We start from the raw sequence: 19,606 nt of genomic DNA, 5'->3' as shown, positions 1-19,606 counted from the left end.
GCTGAACCATGCACGTGTCCCAGAAGTGCTGTCTCGCAGGAGTATCCGGCGCCCGTCGCGCGACGGCAGGTCAGTCCGCGGGGTCGGGTGGGACCTGGGGGAGACCCTCGCTGGCGCGGAGCTTCTCGGCCATGGCGGTGAGCAGGTTTTGTGACTCTTCGGACAGGTCGAAGGCGCGGCTGGACAGGCGGCGCAGTTTGTAGCCCTGGACCTGGGACAGCAGGGCCAGGTCGTGGTCGATCTTGGCGGCGTAGGCGTCATCGGTGAAGTAGTCGGGTTTCACCTTGAAGAACTTGGCCAGCGCGGCGGCGGTCTCGGCGGAGGGTCTGCTGCGGCGCCCCGAGCGCAGTTGAGACAGATAGGGTTTGGAGAGCGGATGACCGGCAGTCGTCAGCGCCTCGGCGACCTCGGCATTCGTGTGCGGGGGCCGTCCAGGTGGATGCACGGTGGCGAACAGTTTGTTCAAGCGCTCCGCGAAATCAGCCACTGAAGTCCCCCTGTCCTTCCGCACGTCATGCCGCCACAGCCGAACTTGCTGGTTCAACGATCCGCGATGCCAGATTAAACGACAACGATCGTTTGCGTTAGCTTTTCGTGATCGGACTACTGTTCGCCGGTTCGCCCGGCCGGCAGCGGAGCGTGCCGTCGGCTTGGCCGACTGGCCGCCGCATACTGCGCGCGGCAGCCGGAGCCGTAGTCGCGCAGCCGGATTGGGCTCAGCGGGTGCCGGTCAGCCCGTTGATGCCTGCGATGATTTGGGCCGCGGAGGTGCCGTCGCCTAGATGTTCGACCACGATGAGTCCGGGCAGCAAGGTGGTCAACAGGGTGGCGACCGCGTCGGTGTCGGCGGTGGCGGCGATATGGCCGTCGGCCCGCCACCGCTGGGCGAGTTCGGCGAAATTCGCCTGGGTCGCACGGTAATAGTTGCGGACCAGGTCGCGTAGGTGCGGGCGGCGCAGGGCTTCGGTCCAAGCCTGCATGGCGAGCTGGGACAGGTCGTAGTCTTCCTGCGCGCCCCGCCGGTGCAGGACGGCGACCAGCGCGGTGACGGTCTGGTCGGGAGTCGGTGTCGGCTCGGCGGCTAGCAACTCGGCGAACAGGCCGCTGATGAGGGCGAGTGCCTCGTCCGCGGTGGCGTCGATCAGCTCGTCTTTGCTGGCGAAATACCGGTAGACGGCGCTGGTGGACAGTCCGGTCGCCGCGACGATCTGGTCCATCGAGGTCGCGTGAAAACCGTTGTGCGCGAAACAAGTCCATGCACTGGTCAGCACGTGGCGGCGCCGCTGCGCCCGTAGCTCCTCGCTGATCCGCGGCATGGTCGCAGTTTAAACAAGAACGTTCGTTTCACCTAGCGCGTCGTAGCTCGGTGCGAGCGCTGACCGCGTCCGAACGCAGCCGTTCGGATCGCCGCAGCGATTACCTTGACCTGGGGTTCGATTCCTTCCGCGCGGTGTAACGGTCGTAATGGGCGACGGTTCCGATCAGCGGGACCGATCCTGACAAGGAGCGAGCGCATGGCGAACAAGCCGTCGGCACCGAGCCATGAGGGGTTCGTCGCGGAGACCGAGCGGTTCCGGCGAGAGTTGTTCGCGCACTGCTATCGGATGGTGGGCTCGGCGCACGACGCCGAGGATCTGGTGCAGGAGACATACCTGCGAGCGTGGCGGTCCTACTCCGGCTTCGAGGGCCGGGCGTCGATTCGGTCCTGGCTCTACCGGATCGCCACCAACGTCTGTCTGACAGCGTTGCGGCCGCGGCGGATTCGGGTGCTGCCCTCGGGGTTGGCGGGGCCGTACGACGGCCCCGATCGGCCGCCGAGTCTTGTTGCGCAGGGCGGTGTTTCGTGGCTGGAACCGTTGCCGGACGCGCTGATCGCCCCGGCCGACGACGATCCGGCGGCGGTGGTGGTCGCCCGCGAGTCGCTGCGGCTGGCGCTCATCGCTAGCCTGCAGCACCTGCCCGCCCGGCAGCGCGCGATCCTCATCCTGCGCGAGGTGCTGGCATTCACCGCGGCCGAAACCGCGGCGATCCTCGGCACCACCACCGCGGCGGTCAAAAGCGGCCTGCAGCGGGCCCGCGCCCGGCTGGACGAACTCGAACCGAAGGCCGCGGAACTGCTCGAACCGACCGACGATCGGGCGCGTGCGCTGTTGGACGGGTACATCGCGGCGTTCGAACGGTCCGATGCCGGCCTGCTGGAACAGGTGCTGCGCACGGACGCCACGTTGGAGGCGACACCGTTCCGCGACTGGCAGTCCGGCCGGACGACGTGCATTCGCATGCTCGACGAGTACGTGCTCGGCGCGCCCGGTGACTGGCGAATGCTCGCGACCACCGCCAACGGTCATCCCGCCGCGGTCGTCTATCGCCGGGGCGCGGACGGCAAGCTCGGGGCGTACGGCGCGGTGGTGCTGGAGCCCACCGTCACCGGCGTGTCCCGGGTGATCGCGTTCCATCATTCGGCGTTGGTCACCACCACTTTCGGCTTCCCGGACTGGCTCGCGGACTGATCGCGGGGTTGGTCGCCCGCGAGAGGGTCACCGACGTCCCGGCCCGCACACTCACGGCAGCAGGGCAAGTTTGCCGACGGTCGCCCTGCTCTCCAGTTCCGCGAGTGCCTTTGCGCCGTCGGCCAATTCGTAGGTGGTCGGCTGCCCGGGCGAGAGCACACCGGCGGCGATGAGCGCGAACAGCTCGCCCATGAGCTCGCCGAAGATCCGCGGTGCCGCCTGAATCAGCACCCCGATGTTGAGGCCGATGAGATGGACTTGGTGCTCATACACCAACTCCCAGTTGGTAATCGAGGCCTCGCCACCCGCCAGGCCGAAGACGACGACCCGACCGCTGACCCGCTTGGCCGCCGCCAAGCTCGCACCGAAGGTGGCCCCGCCCACCGACTCCAGCACCACATCGGCACCAGCACCGGCGGTCAGCCGCAGCACCTCGGCGGCGAGATCGGCACTGCGAGAGTCCACAACATGATCGGCCCCCAGGGACCGCACGGTCTCATGCTTATCCGGCGAGGCAGTAGCGATGACCGTCGCGCCGTAGTGCTTGGCCATCTGCACGGCGGCTTGGCCCGTCCCGCCCGCCGCCGCATGGATCAGCACGGTCTCCCCGGCGGCTATCTGCCCGAGTGGCCTGAGCGCGGCCAGCGCGGTCGGCCAGTTGACGACCAGGCCCAGCGCCTGCTCCGCCGTCCAACCGTCAGGCACTGGCACCGCCGCGACCGCAGACAACACCATGTACTCGGCGAAAGCGCCGTAGCCGACACCGATTACGCGGGCGCCGACCGCCAACCCGGTCACCGCCGCGCCCACCGCGACGATCTCACCGGCCGCCTCGAACCCAGCCAGATACGGAGCCTGCGGACCGCCCGACGATAAACCGCGACTCAGCGAAATATCACGAAAGTTCACACCAGCAGCGGCAACCCGGATCAGGATCTCGTCCGTGCCGGGCGTCGGCACCGGCGCATCGGTAATCAACCGCATGTCCTGCGGACCATCCAGGGACATCTGCCGCAGGGCACGCATTGTGACGGGGAGACTCAAGGCAATCAACTCTCTTCTCGGCTCAGACAATCGAGGCCGCCTTCCGCTGGCCGCCTCTTCACCATGTAGACCGGAGTCACCGCACAAAGGAATCGAGCCATCCTGCATTTCCCGCGAGGCCTGCAACGGTTGGTCTATGGCCCGGGTGAGTGGGACGAGGACACCCCCTAGAGTTGGTGAAATGCGTGAGGCGGTAGACCAATCGGGGCGAGTGGTGTCACCTGCGCTGATGCGCGCTACTACGGCGACGCTGCAGCGGTTGGGGCCGAGACAGTTCAGCCTTACCGCGGTTGCCGAGGCGGCCGGTGTGTCCCGCGGCACCGTGTACAACGCACTGGGTAACCGGGATGCCGCGATCAAAGCGGCGTTGGACTACGCGGCGTCGGTGTTCATCGAAGCGCTGGCCACCGAGGTCAGCCGGCACGAGATGCTCGCCGATCAGGTGGCTGCCGCCGCGGTGCTGATCTGTGCGCACCGGCAGCGCTCCGATGCGATCGCCGCTGCCTCGATCAACGAATCGGTACTGCTGTTGCTGCTGCGTAATAGCGGTGATGCCCTGATGACGCGATCGCTCGAGCTGTGGGAACCACTGGTGCGCGCGGCCGAACAGCGCGGCGAGGTCCGCGAGGGCGTGGCCGCGGCCGGTGCCGGCGAGTGGATCGTGCGGATGCTGCTCAGCTTCGAACTGGTGCCGCCCATGCGGGTGAATCTGGACAACCCCCGCGCGGTCCGTCGATTCGTCGCGGAGCACATCGTCGCTGGCCTCGCGCGGTAATGGGTACCGCGCCGATGTATCCCCTCCGCACATCGGCGAAGCACAGGTCAGCTTTCCCCGCCGCAGAGCTTCTCGGAGACTCCCCACAACGCTGCCGCATGCTCCTCATCGACGGCGTAAGGCGCAGTGTCCCTGCGGATTCCGCAGTTCGAGAGATACACCGAACCCACATCGGCGAGCTCAGGACTAACCGCCGCCCACACCTGGGTCGCAGCCCCCTGATCGGGAGTCGCGACCTTCGGGCCCGCGGGTTGGTCGATGCGCTTGGCCCGCCGCGGCAGGTAACCGCGCAGCGTGGTGATGTCCTCGGGGGTCATATGCCGACCGAGCGACGTCGCGACCATGCCGGGATGCACCGCGTACGTCCGCACGCCGCGGTCGCGTAGCCGCCGATCGAGCTCGACCATGTGCAGAATATTGGCGGTCTTCGAGGCACCGTAGGCGTGGAACTTGTCGTATTCGCGCTCGTGCCAATGGATGTCGCTCAGATCGACGTCACTCATGTAGTGCCCATCGGACGACAGAATCACGACTCGCGCACCGGCTGCGGCGGAAAGCTGGGGGATGAGCAGGCGGGTGAGTTCGAAGTGGCCGAGATGGTTTGTGCCGAACTGGATCTCGAAGTCGTCGGCGGTCTTGCTGAACGGGGTGAACATCACCCCGGCGTTGTTCATCAGCACGTGGATCCGCGGCGCGATGTCGGCGATCGCGGCCGCGGCCAGCCGGACATCGGCCAGCGACGCCAGATCGAGCACGACGGCGGTGGTCCGCGCGCCGGGCACCTCCGCGCCGATCCACTGCTGTGTCGCGGCCAGGGCTTTGGCATCGCGGGCCGCGAGCACGACACGGGCACCCGCGGCGGCCAGCGCCAGCGCCGATTCTCGGCCCAATCCGGACGACGCGCCGGTGATCACGCACGTTTTGCCGTGCAGGTCGATACCGTCGACGACCTCGAGCGCGGTGGTGCGCGTCATCGCCGACCACCGCGAGTGTCCGGCGAACCGCTGGGCAGCCAGGAATTACCCTGCGCGGCAACGATTCCGACAGGACGTGCGGCCCCGAATGTCATGACGGTAGTCATGTTGAACAAAGTATGTCGAAGTGTTCAATGTGTCAACGAACGAATCATGGTGCGCACGGCGGCGATCCACGTACTCGACCCCGGCCGCAGCCTCGCGAGGTACCCGGATCGGAAGCCGCTACGGTCGAGAGATGCGACAAGTATCGGCAGGGAAGTACTGATGGCCGCAGTGGGCCCGACGACGCAATCCGCGGCCGGAACTCGCCTCAATCGACGGGGCCTGCAGACCCGGCAGCGACTGCTCGACATCGCCATCACCTGTCTCGCGGAGGGATCCGGCGAGCCACTGTCGGCGAATCGGGTGGCCCGCGCGGCCGGGGTCAGCTGGGGCACCTTGAAGCATCAGTTCGGCGACATCGACGGCCTGTGGGCGGCGGTCCTGGCCGAGTTGACCGATCGCAGCGGCGCGAACAGTCCCGAGAGATGGCCCGAGTTCAGCGGTTCGATCCGCGAGCGGGTGCGTGAAATGATCGACGCCATCTGGACCATCCTCGGCACGCCGGAGGGCCGTGCGGTCGAGACACTCCGCGCCGGACTGCCGAACGATCAGGCGGAACGTCTTTCGGTCTTCCCGCAAACCACTGCGGCCATGGCCGGGTACGAGGACGCCTGGCTCCGGGCCTTCGAGTACTCCCTGGCCGATCTGCCGCTCGATCCGGACAAGGTGCACCGGATTCGCTGCCTGATTCCGCCCGCGATCCGCGGCATCAACAGCGAGCGCCGCCTCACTCCCGCCGCCGAGATCGCCAGCGCGCGCCTGGGTTTGGTCGACGCGATCACGGCCTATCTGCCGTAACTCCCATTCATTGAGAACCCTCGTTGACAATTGCGGCGCGGTGGGTCGATGGTTACCCGCAGCTTTCGCCATCGTGTCAGGAGTGACCATGTCTCAACCCCGGGCTGAAAACGGCATGCGGCTGCAGCGCAGCAGCCGCGATACCAGCACGTTGATCCCGCGCCTCACCGCATGGCTGGCCACGCAACTGCCGGTGGACGCGGAACCGAGCGTCGCCCTGCGGGCCGGCATCGACAGCAACGGCATGTCGGCGGAGACCCTGGTGCTGAGCGCGACCTGGACCGAAGCGGGAGCGCCTCAGGTCGCCGACTTGATCGCCCGGATGGTGCCCGCCCCAGGCGATTTCCCCATCCTGGCGGACTACAACCTGCCGGATCAGTTCGACGCCATGCGCATCGTCGCGGAATCGAGCAGCGTCCCCGTCCCACGGGCCCGGTTCATCGAGCCGACCGGGGAGGTGCTCGGCACGCCCTTCCTCCTGATGGACCGCGTCGACGGCTTGGTCCCGCCCGATGTCATGCCCTACACCTTCGGTGACAACTGGCTCTTCGACGCCAGCCCCGAGGAGCAAAACCGGTTGCAGCACAGCACTATCGAGGCACTCGCCGCACTGCACGCCATCCCGGACGCGCCGACCACGTTCGCCTTCCTCGAGCCGCGGCAGCCGGGTTCGAGCCCGCTCGAGCGAACACTGAACCGGGCCAGGGCATGGTACGAATTCGCGGCCCGGGACAGCGGTCCGTCGCCGCTGGTGGAGCGAATCCTGGTGTGGCTCACCGCGAACCTGCCCGAGACGTCGGCCGGCGAGACCGTCCTGTCGTGGGGCGACGCGCGCATCGGGAACTGCATGTATCGGGACTTCATCCCGGTCGCGGTACTCGATTGGGAACTGGCGACGATCGGCCCCCGTGAACTCGACGTGGCCTGGCTTGTGTTCGCGCACCGCGTCTTCCAGACGATCGCCAACACCTTCGGCCGCCCCGGCATGCCGGACTTCTTGCGCATGGCGGACGTGAAGGCGACCTACGCCGAGTGCGCCGGTGTGCAGATCGGCGATCTCACCTGGTACACGCTGTACGCCGCCCTCAACTACTGCGTCGTCTTCATGCGCGCCGGTGGCCGTCAGGTCCACTTCGGTGAGATGGCACGTCCCGATGACATCGAGGTGCTCTTCCACCACAAGTCGCTCGTCGAAGAACTCCTCGCCGAGATCGGCGCCTAGTACCCGTCCATCGAATCGAAAAGTGCTTGGGGAAAACAACTCTCGTGATCGAACAACTGAACGAACTGGCTTACTACTGCATCACCCGCCACCCCGCCGATGCTCGTGTCCTGCTCCCGGAGGCGCGCACCGCGGAGGAGATCGGCCTCGGCTCGTGCATGATCGGTGAACGCATGACCGTCAAGGACTCCGCCGTACTGTCCGGTGGCCTCGCCGTGTGCACGACCGCACTGGGGATCGCGGCGGCCGCCACCAACCACCACACCCGCCACCCGATGGTCACCGCGACGATGGGGTCGACGATGCAGGCGCTCACCGAGGGCCGATACGCCATGGCATTCGGCCGCGGCATGGCGGCGAACTGGAAGGCGATCGGCCTGCCCGCGGTCACCGAGGCCCAGCTCCGCGACTTCGTCGGCATCCTGCGCCGCCTCTGGGCCGGCGAGACCATCGTCGGTCACGACGGACCCGCCGGTTCGTGGCCCGTGCTGTATCACCAGAATGGCCTCGATGATGCGCCGCCGATCGGCTTCGTCGCCGTCGGCCCGAAGACCCTCGAGCTCGCCGGTGAGATCGGCGACTTCGTGGTGCTGCACACTTTCTTCTCCGACGAGGCCACCGCGAAATCCGTTGCGGCGGTGCGCCGTGGTGCCGAACGGGCAGGCAAGGACCCGGACAGCGTGCGAATCTGGTCGTGCCTGGCCACCGCGAGCGACGCGCTCTCCGCAGAGGATCAGCTGCGCAGGCGGACCGGCCGCCTGGTGACCTACCTGCAGGCGTACGCCGACATCCTCATCGCCGCCAACGGATGGGACCCGCAGGTCTGGGAGCGGATCCGCGGCACCCAGCTGTTCCTCGATGCCGCGGCGGCCGGACCCATCGATGCGTCCGCCTCCGTCGACGTGCTCGAGCAGTTCGACGCCATGATCCCCGACGAATGGCTCGCCTCGGCCGCGTACGGTACGCCGGAGCAGTGCGTGCGGAAGATCTCGCGCGAGTACGACCTCGGCTGTCACTCGGTGATCATGCACGGCGCGAGCCCACCCGAACTGGCTTCGGTGGTGGCCGCCTACCGGGCCGATCGACCCACACTGCGACGGGCGGTGGCCGCGAACCCTGGAAAGTTCTTATGAGGCCATGATGGGGTGATGACGCGAAACGATGACGAGTTGGGTTCGCCAGAGGTCCCCGCCGCGGCGCGGGGGATCCGGGTGCTCGCGTTGAACACGTGGCACAGCGGCAGCAAGGTCTCGGACGGGACGCAGCTGATCGCCGATCTCATAGTCTCGACCCGGGCTGCGATCGTGCTGCTGTCGGAAGCGACCACCGCGACTGCCGCCGTCGCGACCGAATTGGCCAGGCGGGGTCACGAATTCAACTCCGTCGCCTCGCACGACACGGGAATTCTGACGGTGTTTTCGATCGAGGACCATGCGGATCTGCAGTGGATGGTCAAGGCGCGGTTGAACATTGACGGCGAGCTGGTTACCGCCTACTCCGCGCATCTGGAGTTCCGCTGGTACGCCTCGAACCTGCCCCGCGGCTACGGGCCCGGCGTCCCCGCGCCGGGTGAGTTCGCCGAGGACAACTTCGAGAAGTTGCCGGGCGGCCCGGTGACGGACCCCGCCGCGATCCAGCGCGTCAACGCGGCGTCGGGGCGCCCCGAGGTGATCAGCGCCTTCCTCGCCGACGCGAAAACCGAGATCGCCCAGGGATCTTCGGTCATCATGGGTGGCGATCTGAACGAGCCGTCCGTGCTGGATTGGACCTCCGCCACCTCGAATATGTTCGACCACCACGGTGTCACGGTGCCGTGGGAGTCCACTCGGCGCCTGCACCAAGCCGGATTCCTCGATGCCTACCGAACGATGTACCCCGATCCGGCCACCCACCCCGGACTCACTTGGCCCTCGGACAACGTCGAAGTGGATGTCGCCGAACTCGCCTGGGCTCCGGAGGCCGACGAACGCGACCGCGTCGACTACATCTTCGCCCAGGGGCTGACGCTGTCCGCGGTCGGCATCGTCGGTCCCCGCGGATCCATCGTGCGCGGCACTCGTCAGCAGGAAACCACCGAGGACAATTTCGCGGCCACACCGCCTCGGTGGTGTAGCGACCACAAAGGCATCCTCGCGACGTACGAACTGACCGGCGCATCCTGATCATTCGGTGTGCTGGACGTTTCCAGCGCACTGAATTCGGTGCGGTATACCGGGCTTCTTACATCGAGGCCAGGCTGATGGCGCCGAGCACGGCCAGGCCGAAAGCGGACAGGACGGTAAGTATCAGTGCGCGAATCAGGCTCGGTGCGAGGGCTCGCGCGAGGAGGTAGCCGACGACGGCACCGAGTGCGGCCAGGACGAATCCTTCGCCTTTGATCAGGTAGAACACCGAGGCCATGGCCGCATTGCCGACCTCGTCGACGCCGCGTGCGTCGTCACCGAACGGGATCGGAAACCGGTAGACGATCCCGATCAAGGCCGCCGCGACCGGCGCGGCCAGTACGGCGACGATCAGTCCCCACAGTGCCACCGCCACGAGTGCGGGTGTGCTCGTGCGACCTTCCTCGATCTCCATGCATGCCCACTCTCTGCTCCGCGTAGTTGAATCGTAGGGTTGCCGATATTTCGCGGGGTGATCGACACGGCGGCTTTTATTCGACGCGGCCGTCGTGGCGTCGCCGCGGCACTGTCGAAAGTGCTCGGGCACAAGTAAAATGGAGGCAATCCACGGGGGCGCAAGGAGGGGCAATGTCACCCGATCCGCGATTTTCGAAGCACGGCCGGCGTCGAGCCGCCCGGGCAGTCCGAGCCGCCACTGTTCTCGCGGTGCTCAGCACGCTCACCTTGACTCCCACCCAGGCGTCCGCGCAGCCGTATCCGATCTACGGCGCGATCCGGGTCGAATACGACGAGGCCGGTGGGGTCGCCTTCTTCGGCAACGCGCTGAACGCGGAGACCGATGCCGCCCGCGGCGGTCGCTGGCAAGAGTTCGAGAAGAACAGCTCGATCTATTGGCACCCACTGGTATCCGACGGTCACGCCAATGAGATCGGCGGTGCGATCCGCGCCAAATGGGGCGAACTCGGCTGGGAGAACGGCGCGCTGCGCTACCCGACCAGCAGGGAGATGCCGACCCGAAAGCCGGGTCGTTTCAACCAGTTCGAGGGCGGCACGATCCACTGGTCGGCCGCGACCGGCGCACACAACACCTGGGGCGCGATCCGCGACAAGTGGGCCACCCTCTCCTGGGAGGACGGACCACTCGGCTTCCCGGCCGTCGACGAGTTCCACGCCAAGAACAACGGGGCCGGACAGCATTTCCAGGGTGGTTCGATCTACTGGTCGGCCGATACCGGGGCGCGCGTGGTGTCGGGGGCGATCAGAGAGACCTGGGCGAGTCAGAACTGGGAGAACGGCCGCTACGGCTACCCGATCAGCGACGAATACGACTACAACGGCGGCCGCGCCCAGGACTTCCAGGGCGGCCGCATCGAATGGCAGCCGCGCTGATCCGGTTGGCAGGTCGAGGCACTGCGGCCCATATCGACCCATTTATGCAGCTCGTGCATAAGTTTGTGCGGCGAGGGTAGGCGGTAGGAGCAGCTACTTCGACAAATGGAGGCTCTGATGACCGTCGATGACAACGTTTCCGCGGACCGCGGCCCGGCGCTCAGAATTCCGCGCAGTCGGGGAGCCCTCGGCGGGCTCGCGGTGTTCCTGCTGGGGATCTGGGGCGCATTGATCCCGTTCGTTGGGCCGTACTTCCACTTCGCGTTCACGCCGGATGACTCGTGGGTGTGGACCTCGGCGCGCGGCTGGCTCGAGGTGCTGCCCGGCGCCGTCGCGGTCGTCGGCGGGTGGCTGATGTTGACCAGCCGCAACCGCCTGGTGGCCGGCTTCGGTGGTTGGCTGGCAGCGGCGGCGGGCCTGTGGTTCATCATCGGACCGTTCCTGGCGGATCTGCTGAACATCGGCGCCGCCGGCGAGCCGGTCGCGGGCTCCGACCTGAAACGCGCTCTCCTGCAACTGACCTTCTTCTACGGTCTCGGCGCGCTGATCCTGTTCTTCGCCGCGACCTCGCTCGGCCGACTGTCGGTGCGTACCGCCCGCGATATCGCCTTCGCGCGACGCGAGGTCGATGCCAGGGCTATTCGGACGGACAAGCGGGACGCGGTAGTGGCGGAACCGGTGGACACCACCGCCCGGCCCACCTTCGGCACCCAGCCGCAGCTGCACAAGCCGGGGTTGGGCGGACACGCCTGATCCGCCGCGCCAACGCCTGGTCAGCGTCCGAGGTCTCCACTACGGACGCGCTGGCCGAGGAAATGCGCCGCGCGGTCCAGCGCCTCGTCGGCTTCGTCGAGGACGCCGGTGAAGGATTGGTACACGTGGGGCAGATCGGCGGCGATGTCCAGGATGACGTCCACCCCTGCTGCTCGCGCGCGGGTAGCCAAGCGGGTGGCGTCGTCGAGGATCAGGTCGTTGGCGCCCGCCTGCAGCAGCATCGGCGGGAAGCCGTTCAGGTCGGCGAGGGTCGCCGGGCTGAGCAGCGGCTGGTGCGGGTCCTGTCCGTCGAGGTACATGGCACCGGTGTGCTCCAGGCTCGCGCGGGTGAACAGCGGGTCGATGCCCGCTTTGGTGTCCATGCTTTCGCCCGTGCGGGTCATATCCAGGCCGGGGGAGAACGCCACGATCGCGGCGGGCATGGGCAGGCCGGCGTCGCGGGCGGTGAGGCAGGTGGTGACGGTCAGGCCGCCGCCCGCGGAGTCGCCCGCGAACGCGATGGTCGAGGGGTGTTCGCCACGGTCGAGTAGTGCTCGGTAAGCGCTGAGTGCGTCGTTGATCGCGGCCGGGAACGGGTATTCGGGCGCGAGCCGGTAGTCGACGGAATAGGCGCGAAATCCGGTGCGGGTCACCAGGTTCGCGGTGAGCGGCATGGCCGTCTCGGGTGAACCGAAGACGAAACCGCCGCCGTGGAAATACAGGATCGTGCCGGCGCGGGCGGCGTCCACCGGTTCTACCAGTACGGCAGGCCGGTCGCCGAGCGTCGTGGTCCGGGTGCGTATCTCGGTCGGCACGTTCATCTGGGCCATCAGCGCTCGGAATCCCGCGCGGATCTCCGCGACCGAGCCGTTCCCCGCGGGTCGCGGCTGCCGTAGCAGCGCGTCGATCGTCGCGCGTTGTTGCATGCTCATATGCACCTTCCCTGACAGTATCTTCCAGTACAGTATATGCCATGGAATATACATCGATGGGCGATGCTGTCGACCTGCCCGGCTTGTTCGCCGATCTGGTCCGGTGTGAGACGCGGCTCTACAACGCGCTGAACGATCGTCTTCGAGAGCGGCACGGGATCGTCACCTCGCAGTTCGAGTCGCTGCGCTTCCTGCGCGCTCATCCGGGGGCTCGGGTGGCGGACCTCGCGACCGAGTTCGCCGCGGGCGTCGGCGCGATGAGCAAGGGGGTCGATCGGCTGGAGAAGCAGGGATGGATTGTGCGGCAACCGAATCCGTCGGACCGCCGGTCGTCGCTGTTGGCATTGACCGATGACGGTGTGCGCCTGGTCGAGGCGGCGGAGGAAACCTTCGACGAGCAGTTGACCCAATTGCTCGGTGCCACGCTCACTCGGTCTTCGTTGCCTGTTGTCGCGCAGGCCCTTTCGCAACTGCGTGGTGCGCTCGAGCGTGACCAGGTCGGCCTGCCCGCGGGCTGATTCTCGGCTTATATTTAACTGGACTTAAGTAAAACTAATGGCTGTTTCCAGAATCGGACTTCTGTCCGGCACGTCTGTATTGGGGCTGATACGGTTCGTTTGCCAAGGAAAGGAGATTCGGTGACCCTTTATTCGATTATGCGGCCGAGCGGTAGTCGGGGTCTGTCGCAGCGAAATCGCGGGGCAGGCAGCATTCTGGCCGCGGTGCTGGTCGCCGGATTTATCATGACGAGTCCGGCCGCGGTCGCCGCGCCGAATCATTGTGATACGAACGCCTGGGAGTCGATAAACTCGACCATCCCGGAGGCCAGGCTGACCGATCAGATGCGAGAGAAGATCCGCAAGGGTCCGGACGTTCCCTCGCCATGGGATCTGACCTCGACCGACGGCCTGCTCATCTGGGCAATGGCACCCAGAATCGGCGGTCCCGCGCTGCTGCCGAAGGAGATCTCCGGGGGCGCCCTGCCGCTGGCGAGTTATGGCTTCGCCACCAGGTATTCGCAGACTCCGGTCGGTCCGTACAACGAGATTTCCGGCCTGCTGACCTACGCCCGCGCGCAGAATCCGGGCATGTTCGCGCATTCACCGTTCATGGTGGTGGACAGCCCGGAGACCGCGAAGAACGGGCGGAACAATTGGGGCTTTCCCAAATCGCTCGCCGACTTCACGGGCACCCCGCGCATCGGTGAAACTCTCACCGCCACTGGCCCGGGTTGGTCGGTCACGGTGTCGTCGCGCCCATTGCTTTTCGACGTTCCGATGAGCCTGCCCAATTTCCTCGGATATGTGCAGATGCCCGAGCAACTGTCCTTTGAACAACCCTCTCCCGAGTGTGGCACGAAGAAAATGCGCAGTTTACGTCTCGGTGGCACATCGGCGACGGTGAAACTCGCCCTCATCACGGTCAAAACAGAAGGTAGTGATGAGCTGCGCGCAATGCTACCCAGTGGCATATTCCCTGGCGGATACATCACCTTCAACAATCTCGGCTTCGACAAGCCGGGCATGAATTAACGCCCGATGCACCGATCGTCAGTGAACCGTCGCACGGTGCTGGTGCGCGGAGCGGCGCTGGCCGCCGCGGCGTGGAATGCGCCGCTGTTGCTCCCGGCGCGGGCGCGGGCGGAGACCCGGACGCACCATCAGGCGATCGTGATCGGCAGCGGGTTCGGCGGGGCGATCGCCGCATACCGGTTGGCCGCGGCGGGAGTCGACGTCCGCACCCTCGAGCGTGGTCGTGGCTGGAGTCAAACCGACGACGCGATTGTGTTCGACTCCGCGCTGGATTATCGCGACCCCCAATGGCTTTGGGAGCCGACGGTGACCCGGACACCGGGCTTGGTGCAGCCGTATATCGCGGGCACGGTCGGTGTCGCGACCGCGGCGTGTGTCGGCGGCGGGTCCATTGTGTACGCGGGCGCCACCGTGGCGCCGGTTCGCCGGTATTTCGAGAAGATATTTCCGGCGGCACTGAGCTACGACGAGCTGGAATCGGTGTATTGGCCGCGTGTCATCGCGCGATTGGCTGCGACACAGGTCCCGGACGACCTCCTCGCCCGCGCACCTTTCGCGCACCTGCGGTCGTCTGGCGCCCAGCTGGCTCGCGCCGGGATGGCGACCGCGCCGGTGCTGTCCACTTTCGACTGGGACATCGTGCGAAAGGTATTCGACCGCACGGGTAAAGCATCGGCCGCCGTCGACTCGGCGATGGCCTGGAACCGGGATACCGCCAAGAAATCCGTCACTCGAAGCTATCTCCGCTGGGCGGCGGAATTCCCCAACTGGGGACTGTCGCCGTTGCGCGACGTCCGGAATATCGCCTACGAAAACGGCAAATTCGTCATCGATGTCGAGGTGATGAACGAAGCAGGCGGCACCGAAACCTACACCTGCGACCAACTGTTCCTCGCGGCCGGAGCTATCGGGACCACTCGGCTCCTCCTGCGATCGCGGGCCTGCGGCGGCCTGCCCGACCTCAACGAGCACGTCGGCACAAATGTCGGCGACAACGGCGATCAGATGACCTGGCGATTCGCCGACACCCTGGATATCCCTGGCCCGCAGGCAAGCGCGATCGTCAGCTCGTCCGTTGTCGACGACGAACCCGACTATCCGCCGATCCGTGTCGAAGCCGTGAGCCTGCCCGGGCCACCCGGCGAGCCGCCGATTCTTGCCCAATTGTCGACCACCGCGGACTGGGAGAATCGCACTTCTTGGACGGTTGATGGCACCGAGCCGCGGCTGTCGTTCGCGCCGGCCGGTTGGCAGGATTCGCTGTCGGCCGCGCTCCGCGTACACGAACGGGCGGGTGGATGGGCGAACACACCGGCACGCGGATTTCCCTTCGCCCCGGGCATGTCCTTCACCGCCCACCCGCTCGGCGGCGTCCCGATCGGTCTCGCTGCCGACCTCGATGGCCGCGTAATCGGCTACCCGAATATGTATGTCGTCGACGGTTCACTGATCCCGGGAAACTGCGCGGCCGCCAACCCCTCACTGACTATCGCCGGGATCGCGGAACGAATATTGGATCGGGTGATCGCCCACTAGCCGACACCGTCAGCGGACATTCGTGCGGACCGCTTTGTCGATCGGCGTTGTGCCAGTGTTGAGTTCGAGGATCTGCCGGCCGATGCGGGGTTCGTGGAGTAGTTCGGCGAGGGTGGCGGCGACGTCATCGCGAGTGATCTCGCCGTGGAACTCCGCGGGGCCGAGGGAGACGGCGCCTGTTCCTTCGCCGTCGAGAAGCAGTGCGGGACGCAGGATCAGCCAGTTCAGCTCGCTGCGGCTGAGCGCGATGTCGGCCGCCTTCTTGACGGTGAAGTAGTACTCGACCTCCTCGCCGTTGTCCCGCTCCCGCCATGATTCGGGGAGCACCGACACCAGGGCGAAGCGCTCGACACCGGCGCGGCGGGCCGCGTTGATCGCCTTCGTCACGCCGTCGCCGTCGATAGCCTTCGTGACTTCCTTTGTGCCGCCATTGGATCCGGCGCTGACGACGATCACGTCGGCGGTGCCGAAGGCGGCCGCCAGCTCTTCCTCGGTCATGCTCGCGAGATCGCCGACGTGTGCGTCCACGCCGCGCGTCGCGAGCTCGGCCCGTTGCTCATCTCGGCGCACGAGCCCGCGGACGGTGTCTGCGCGCTGGTGCAGTTTCCCAGCGAGCAGACCACCGATGCCGCCGGTGATGCCGATGATGAAAACGTCCATCGTGGATGCTCCGTTCAGTGCGTGCGGTTTTCGGTCAAGCCGTACCTCAGTGATCAACGGGGTGAGTACCCAGGAGAATTCCGGCGAATCGGGCGACGAACAGTGGATCCGACGGCGGCTAAGCCTGGTTCGCGGCCTGTTTGACGGTCCGGACCACCGGCGCGGTCTCCATATGGTGAATGCCGGGCAGCGACGCGACCCGCGTGGTCAGATAGCGATACAGCTCCCGCTGATCGGCACAGATCGCGGTGGCGTACAGGTTCGTCGGCCCGGTTGTGGCTGCGGCGAAAGCGATTTCGGGATGTCGCGCCATGGCCGCGCCCACCTCCGCCAGCTGCGCGGGCGCGACCGAGAGCCACAGCAGCGTGCGGACGCCGAGTCCGAACAGCCGCCAATCGACATCGATGTCCGGGTACAGGACTCCACGTTCGCGCAGCTCGGCCATCCGCCGCCGTACCGTCGTCGCTGACCAGCCGGTCACCGCGGCCAACCGCTCGACTTTGGCCCGCCCGTCGTCGGCCAGGGTGGCGAGCAGTTTCCGGTCGCCGTCGTCGAGCCGCACCGGTCCCGGTCGATACGCCACCGCAGCCGGGCGCAGCCGCTCGACGTCCGCCTCGCTCAACACCCCGAGCTTGTCGATCAGGTTGTCCGAGCCGCCATAGAAGGCGTGCAGCACCGCGTGCGCGGTCACCCCCTCCACCCGCGAGGTGTGCGGGAGTTTGGCGAGTAGCAGCGTCTCGCTGTCGGCCTCGTTCTCGGTGCGGACCGCGCAGGTGATTTCGGTGCCGCCGGAGTACAGACTCACCCAGGTGGTATCCGGTCGCCGGGCCAGCGCCTCGGCGATCGGGACGGCCCCGCCCGGTGCACAGCGGACCCGCAGAAACCACATCGTCGCACCCAGCGCCGCCGGGTCCACCGCGGCGATCACCCGGACCGCTCCCATCGATCGCAACCGGGCGTAGCGGCGGGCGATGGTGCGATCCGACACGCAAAGCACCTCGGCGATAGCGCTGAAAGCGGCTCTGCCGTCGATATGCAACGCGTGCACGAGGCGTCGGTCCAGCTCGTCGATGTCGGATTCCACCACACAGACGGTAGCCACGGTCAGATGTCCGCACAATGCGGCCGGTTGCTGGCTCGGCCGTCCAGACCGGCGCATCGTTACCCGTGTCCGGTCGGAGAGACCGAAACGCATTGCCACAGAGGGAGATCCAATGGATACCGAAGTTCTCGTCGTCGGCGCCGGGCCGACCGGCATGACGCTGGCCAACGAAGTGCGCATCGCGGGAGTGCCGGTCGTGCTGGTCGACAAGCTCGCCGAGCGCAGCCGGTTGTCCAAGGCGGGCGGCGTGCAGTCGCGGACCCAGGAGGCTTTCGATCAGCGAGGTCTGCTGGAACCGTTGCTGGCCACCGGAAATCACCAGATCAGCACCGCGCACTTCGCCGGTATCCCGCTCTCGCTCACGACGGGCAGGCGACAGCTGCCGTGGCGGTCCATCCCGCAGGTGGTGATCGAGGGTGTGCTCGAAGCGCACCTGGCCGCGCACGGCATCCACGTCCGGCGCGGTCACGAACTGATCGACCTCGTTCAGGACGACAACGGGGCGAGGGCGACCTTCGCCGGTGACCTCACCATCAATGCCCGATACGTCGTGGCCGCCGACGGTGGGCGCAGCACGGTGCGGTCGCTGCTACGCGCCGAATTCCCCGGCCGCGCAGGCACTGTGACCGCGGTCGCCGCGGACGTGCGGCTGGACGGCGACGTTCCCATGCTGACCCAGATGTGGAGCGAGGACGGCCACTCGGCGCAGGTGTTTCCGCTGGGCACCGACCCGCAGGGCAGGCCGCTGCACCGTCTTGCCCTCAGCGGGCCCAACCGGTCCCTGGCCAGGGATGTCCCGGTCACCGAGGCCGAGATCCGGGACGGCCTGCGCAGCGTATTCGGCGCGCAGGTGCGGCTGCTCGAACTGCGCTACGCCCGCCGCATCAGCAACGCGGCCCGGCAGGCCGCCCGATATCGGCACGGGCGCGTGTTCTTGGCCGGCGACGCCGCGCACGTCCATCTGCCGATCGGCGCGCAAGGGATGAACACCGGGATCCAGGACGCGCTCAATCTCGGCTGGAAACTCGGTGCCGCGGTGCGTGATTCGGACCTCGACCGCCTGCTGGACACCTACCACACCGAACGGCATCCGGTCGCGGCCGCCGTGTTGCGCAACGTCCAGGCGCAAAGCCTGCTGATGGACCGGGAAGGCACCCGCGACCCGGACGTGGCCGCCGCCAAGGAGTTGTTCGCGTCCCTGGCGCAACTGCGCGAGGTCCAGTACCACCTCGACGACATGCTGTCCGGGATGGGCATCCGCTACCCGATGCCCGGCGCCGATGACCAGACGCTCGTCGGCCTGCCCGCACCGGACCTGAAGCTCGGCTCGGCCCGGCTGCACGAGTTGTTGCGTTCCGGCCGTGGCATTCTGCTCGACCCGTCCGGGACCCTCGCCGAGATCGCCGACCCGTGGTCGGATCGGGTGGATCGCACGGGCCAGGGTGCCCAGACCGAGCCGATGCTCATCCGACCCGACGGCTACGTGTGCTGGGCCGCCGGCGCCGACCACAGCATCGACGGCTTGGCATCAGCGCTCGGCCACTGGTTCGGTATACCTCATGACTGAACAGCTGAGCACGCTCACGCCCGGTCCGCTCGCCCGAGCGGCCGGGCACAGCGCGGGCTGGATAATCGCAACCGAGCTGGCCGAACTCGCGGCGGAACTCATCGGCGGGCTGGTCTATCTCTCTGTCCTCACCCCGCAGATGAGTCGGGTGGCCGATCGCACGCCCCCACAGGAGGACGCGCGCGTTCAATCGGCCGCCGCGATGATGCGCGAGCGGCTCGCCGATCCGATCACCCTGGCCGACATCGCCGCCGAGGTGCACCTGAGCGTCTACCACCTCGTCCGGGTGTTCAAAAAGGAGACCGGAGAGACGCCCTATCAGCACCTCACCCGCCTGCGGATCGAGGAGGCGAAACAGTTGCTGCGCCGTACCGGCCTGACTGTCGGCCAGGTCGCGAGCCGCTGCGGTTTCGCCAGCGCGGGCGCCCTCTCGACCGCATTCTTACGGCACACCGGCACCCGCCCGTCGGTTTATCGCAATTCGTCCCAAAGTTCGCACTCTGCGTCCAAATCGGCGGCGTGCGGATATATTCGTTGAACGCGTGCAGCGGCTGATGACTCGAATCCGGTTGTCGTGCTCGATG

21 protein-coding genes are annotated in these 19,606 nt (G+C 66.9%); 13 read left to right on the top strand and 8 right to left on the bottom strand.

The window, feature by feature from the left end:
- Positions 1-70: 70 nt before the first annotated feature.
- Positions 71-487 (bottom strand): helix-turn-helix domain-containing protein, encoded by a 417-nt coding sequence (locus tag ACIBCN_RS05460; RefSeq protein ID WP_396990282.1) that lies wholly within the window; start codon positions 485-487, stop codon positions 71-73.
- Between the two features lie 229 nt (positions 488-716).
- Complete coding sequence (locus ACIBCN_RS05455; RefSeq protein WP_396990281.1) at positions 717-1,316, bottom strand: TetR/AcrR family transcriptional regulator; 600 nt, start codon at positions 1,314-1,316, stop codon at positions 717-719.
- Between the two features lie 198 nt (positions 1,317-1,514).
- On the opposite strand from ACIBCN_RS05455, the gene ACIBCN_RS05450 reads away from it, so the two are divergent.
- A complete protein-coding gene (locus tag ACIBCN_RS05450) occupies positions 1,515-2,510 on the top strand; it encodes an RNA polymerase subunit sigma-70 (RefSeq protein ID WP_396990280.1) in 996 nt (331 codons plus the stop codon).
- A gap of 51 nt (positions 2,511-2,561) precedes the next feature.
- On the opposite strand, the gene ACIBCN_RS05445 is transcribed toward ACIBCN_RS05450, so the two are convergent.
- Entirely contained in the window at positions 2,562-3,518 is a 957-nt protein-coding gene (locus ACIBCN_RS05445) for an NADPH:quinone oxidoreductase family protein (RefSeq protein ID WP_396990279.1), read from the bottom strand.
- 217 nt (positions 3,519-3,735) lie between these two features.
- Between ACIBCN_RS05445 and ACIBCN_RS05440 the strand changes: the two genes are divergently transcribed.
- Entirely contained in the window at positions 3,736-4,329 is a 594-nt protein-coding gene (locus ACIBCN_RS05440; RefSeq protein WP_396990278.1) for a TetR/AcrR family transcriptional regulator, read from the top strand.
- Positions 4,330-4,376: 47 nt separating this feature from the next.
- On the opposite strand, the gene ACIBCN_RS05435 is transcribed toward ACIBCN_RS05440, so the two are convergent.
- On the bottom strand, positions 4,377-5,303 hold the full coding sequence (locus ACIBCN_RS05435; protein ID WP_396990277.1) for an SDR family NAD(P)-dependent oxidoreductase: 927 nt from the start codon (positions 5,301-5,303) through the stop codon (positions 4,377-4,379).
- 267 nt (positions 5,304-5,570) lie between these two features.
- Here ACIBCN_RS05435 and ACIBCN_RS05430 point away from each other — a divergent pair, with 267 nt between their 5' ends.
- The 4 genes from ACIBCN_RS05430 to ACIBCN_RS05415 all read left to right on the top strand — a co-directional run bounded on the left by ACIBCN_RS05430 (position 5,571) and on the right by ACIBCN_RS05415 (position 9,590).
- The gene (locus tag ACIBCN_RS05430) at positions 5,571-6,206 is read left to right on the top strand and encodes a TetR/AcrR family transcriptional regulator (RefSeq protein WP_396990276.1); all 636 of its coding nucleotides are present in this window, start codon (positions 5,571-5,573) and stop codon (positions 6,204-6,206) included.
- Between the two features lie 88 nt (positions 6,207-6,294).
- Positions 6,295-7,428, top strand: a complete 1,134-nt coding sequence (locus tag ACIBCN_RS05425; RefSeq protein ID WP_396990275.1) for a phosphotransferase family protein — start codon at positions 6,295-6,297, stop codon at positions 7,426-7,428.
- 47 nt (positions 7,429-7,475) lie between these two features.
- Entirely contained in the window at positions 7,476-8,561 is a 1,086-nt protein-coding gene (locus ACIBCN_RS05420) for a TIGR03857 family LLM class F420-dependent oxidoreductase (protein ID WP_396991137.1), read from the top strand.
- A 15-nt stretch (positions 8,562-8,576) separates the two neighbouring features.
- Positions 8,577-9,590: an endonuclease/exonuclease/phosphatase family protein gene (locus tag ACIBCN_RS05415; RefSeq protein WP_396990274.1), complete on the top strand. Its 1,014-nt coding sequence runs from the start codon at positions 8,577-8,579 to the stop codon at positions 9,588-9,590.
- Between the two features lie 58 nt (positions 9,591-9,648).
- On the opposite strand, the gene ACIBCN_RS05410 is transcribed toward ACIBCN_RS05415, so the two are convergent.
- The gene (locus tag ACIBCN_RS05410) at positions 9,649-10,005 is read right to left on the bottom strand and encodes a hypothetical protein (protein ID WP_396990273.1); all 357 of its coding nucleotides are present in this window, start codon (positions 10,003-10,005) and stop codon (positions 9,649-9,651) included.
- Between the two features lie 251 nt (positions 10,006-10,256).
- Here ACIBCN_RS05410 and ACIBCN_RS05405 point away from each other — a divergent pair, with 251 nt between their 5' ends.
- Both ACIBCN_RS05405 and ACIBCN_RS05400 read left to right on the top strand, forming a co-directional pair.
- Entirely contained in the window at positions 10,257-10,940 is a 684-nt protein-coding gene (locus ACIBCN_RS05405) for an LGFP repeat-containing protein (RefSeq protein WP_396990272.1), read from the top strand.
- Positions 10,941-11,057: 117 nt separating this feature from the next.
- Positions 11,058-11,693 (top strand): hypothetical protein, encoded by a 636-nt coding sequence (locus ACIBCN_RS05400; protein WP_396990271.1) that lies wholly within the window; start codon positions 11,058-11,060, stop codon positions 11,691-11,693.
- A gap of 20 nt (positions 11,694-11,713) precedes the next feature.
- On the opposite strand, the gene ACIBCN_RS05395 is transcribed toward ACIBCN_RS05400, so the two are convergent.
- A complete protein-coding gene (locus ACIBCN_RS05395) occupies positions 11,714-12,625 on the bottom strand; it encodes an alpha/beta hydrolase (protein WP_396990270.1) in 912 nt (303 codons plus the stop codon).
- A 41-nt stretch (positions 12,626-12,666) separates the two neighbouring features.
- Between ACIBCN_RS05395 and ACIBCN_RS05390 the strand changes: the two genes are divergently transcribed.
- From ACIBCN_RS05390 to ACIBCN_RS05380, 3 genes are all read left to right on the top strand, one after another.
- Positions 12,667-13,143 carry a MarR family winged helix-turn-helix transcriptional regulator gene (locus ACIBCN_RS05390; RefSeq protein WP_396990269.1) on the top strand — a complete coding sequence of 159 codons (477 nt, stop codon included), beginning with the start codon at positions 12,667-12,669 and terminating at the stop codon, positions 13,141-13,143.
- A gap of 204 nt (positions 13,144-13,347) precedes the next feature.
- Complete coding sequence (locus ACIBCN_RS05385) at positions 13,348-14,157, top strand: acetoacetate decarboxylase family protein (protein WP_396990268.1); 810 nt, start codon at positions 13,348-13,350, stop codon at positions 14,155-14,157.
- A gap of 21 nt (positions 14,158-14,178) precedes the next feature.
- Positions 14,179-15,693, top strand: coding sequence for a GMC oxidoreductase (locus ACIBCN_RS05380; protein WP_396990267.1), 1,515 nt, complete (start codon positions 14,179-14,181; stop codon positions 15,691-15,693).
- A gap of 9 nt (positions 15,694-15,702) precedes the next feature.
- On the opposite strand, the gene ACIBCN_RS05375 is transcribed toward ACIBCN_RS05380, so the two are convergent.
- Entirely contained in the window at positions 15,703-16,353 is a 651-nt protein-coding gene (locus tag ACIBCN_RS05375; protein WP_396990266.1) for an NAD(P)H-binding protein, read from the bottom strand.
- Between the two features lie 118 nt (positions 16,354-16,471).
- Positions 16,472-17,437, bottom strand: coding sequence for an Lrp/AsnC family transcriptional regulator (locus tag ACIBCN_RS05370; protein ID WP_396990265.1), 966 nt, complete (start codon positions 17,435-17,437; stop codon positions 16,472-16,474).
- Between the two features lie 130 nt (positions 17,438-17,567).
- Between ACIBCN_RS05370 and ACIBCN_RS05365 the strand changes: the two genes are divergently transcribed.
- Both ACIBCN_RS05365 and ACIBCN_RS05360 read left to right on the top strand, forming a co-directional pair.
- Positions 17,568-19,022, top strand: coding sequence for an FAD-dependent monooxygenase (locus tag ACIBCN_RS05365; RefSeq protein WP_396990264.1), 1,455 nt, complete (start codon positions 17,568-17,570; stop codon positions 19,020-19,022).
- Positions 19,015-19,560: a helix-turn-helix domain-containing protein gene (locus tag ACIBCN_RS05360; protein WP_396990263.1), complete on the top strand. Its 546-nt coding sequence runs from the start codon at positions 19,015-19,017 to the stop codon at positions 19,558-19,560. The genes ACIBCN_RS05365 and ACIBCN_RS05360 overlap by 8 nt, the downstream gene beginning before the upstream one ends.
- Positions 19,561-19,606 lie beyond the last annotated feature (46 nt).

The sequence above is a fragment of the Nocardia sp. NPDC051052 genome, assembly GCF_044456045.1.
Lineage (GTDB): Bacteria > Actinomycetota > Actinomycetes > Mycobacteriales > Mycobacteriaceae > Nocardia.
This window is presented reverse-complemented; position numbering and strand designations above follow the sequence as displayed.

Bases quoted from the DNA above. Each gene is read 5' to 3' on its own strand.
- ACIBCN_RS05455 (WP_396990281.1), bottom strand. From the start codon at position 1,316: ATGCCGCGGATCAGCGAGGAGCTACGGGCGCAGCGGCGCCGCCACGTG.
- ACIBCN_RS05440 (WP_396990278.1), top strand. From the start codon at position 3,736: ATGCGTGAGGCGGTAGACCAATCGGGGCGAGTGGTGTCACCTGCGCTG.
- ACIBCN_RS05390 (WP_396990269.1), top strand. From the start codon at position 12,667: ATGGAATATACATCGATGGGCGATGCTGTCGACCTGCCCGGCTTGTTC.
- ACIBCN_RS05435 (WP_396990277.1), bottom strand. From the start codon at position 5,303: ATGACGCGCACCACCGCGCTCGAGGTCGTCGACGGTATCGACCTGCAC.
- ACIBCN_RS05360 (WP_396990263.1), top strand. From the start codon at position 19,015: ATGACTGAACAGCTGAGCACGCTCACGCCCGGTCCGCTCGCCCGAGCG.
- ACIBCN_RS05375 (WP_396990266.1), bottom strand. From the start codon at position 16,353: ATGGACGTTTTCATCATCGGCATCACCGGCGGCATCGGTGGTCTGCTC.
- ACIBCN_RS05400 (WP_396990271.1), top strand. From the start codon at position 11,058: ATGACCGTCGATGACAACGTTTCCGCGGACCGCGGCCCGGCGCTCAGA.
- ACIBCN_RS05450 (WP_396990280.1), top strand. From the start codon at position 1,515: ATGGCGAACAAGCCGTCGGCACCGAGCCATGAGGGGTTCGTCGCGGAG.
- ACIBCN_RS05445 (WP_396990279.1), bottom strand. From the start codon at position 3,518: ATGTCCCTGGATGGTCCGCAGGACATGCGGTTGATTACCGATGCGCCG.
- ACIBCN_RS05430 (WP_396990276.1), top strand. From the start codon at position 5,571: ATGGCCGCAGTGGGCCCGACGACGCAATCCGCGGCCGGAACTCGCCTC.
- ACIBCN_RS05415 (WP_396990274.1), top strand. From the start codon at position 8,577: ATGACGCGAAACGATGACGAGTTGGGTTCGCCAGAGGTCCCCGCCGCG.
- ACIBCN_RS05365 (WP_396990264.1), top strand. From the start codon at position 17,568: ATGGATACCGAAGTTCTCGTCGTCGGCGCCGGGCCGACCGGCATGACG.
- ACIBCN_RS05425 (WP_396990275.1), top strand. From the start codon at position 6,295: ATGTCTCAACCCCGGGCTGAAAACGGCATGCGGCTGCAGCGCAGCAGC.
- ACIBCN_RS05395 (WP_396990270.1), bottom strand. From the start codon at position 12,625: ATGAGCATGCAACAACGCGCGACGATCGACGCGCTGCTACGGCAGCCG.
- ACIBCN_RS05410 (WP_396990273.1), bottom strand. From the start codon at position 10,005: ATGGAGATCGAGGAAGGTCGCACGAGCACACCCGCACTCGTGGCGGTG.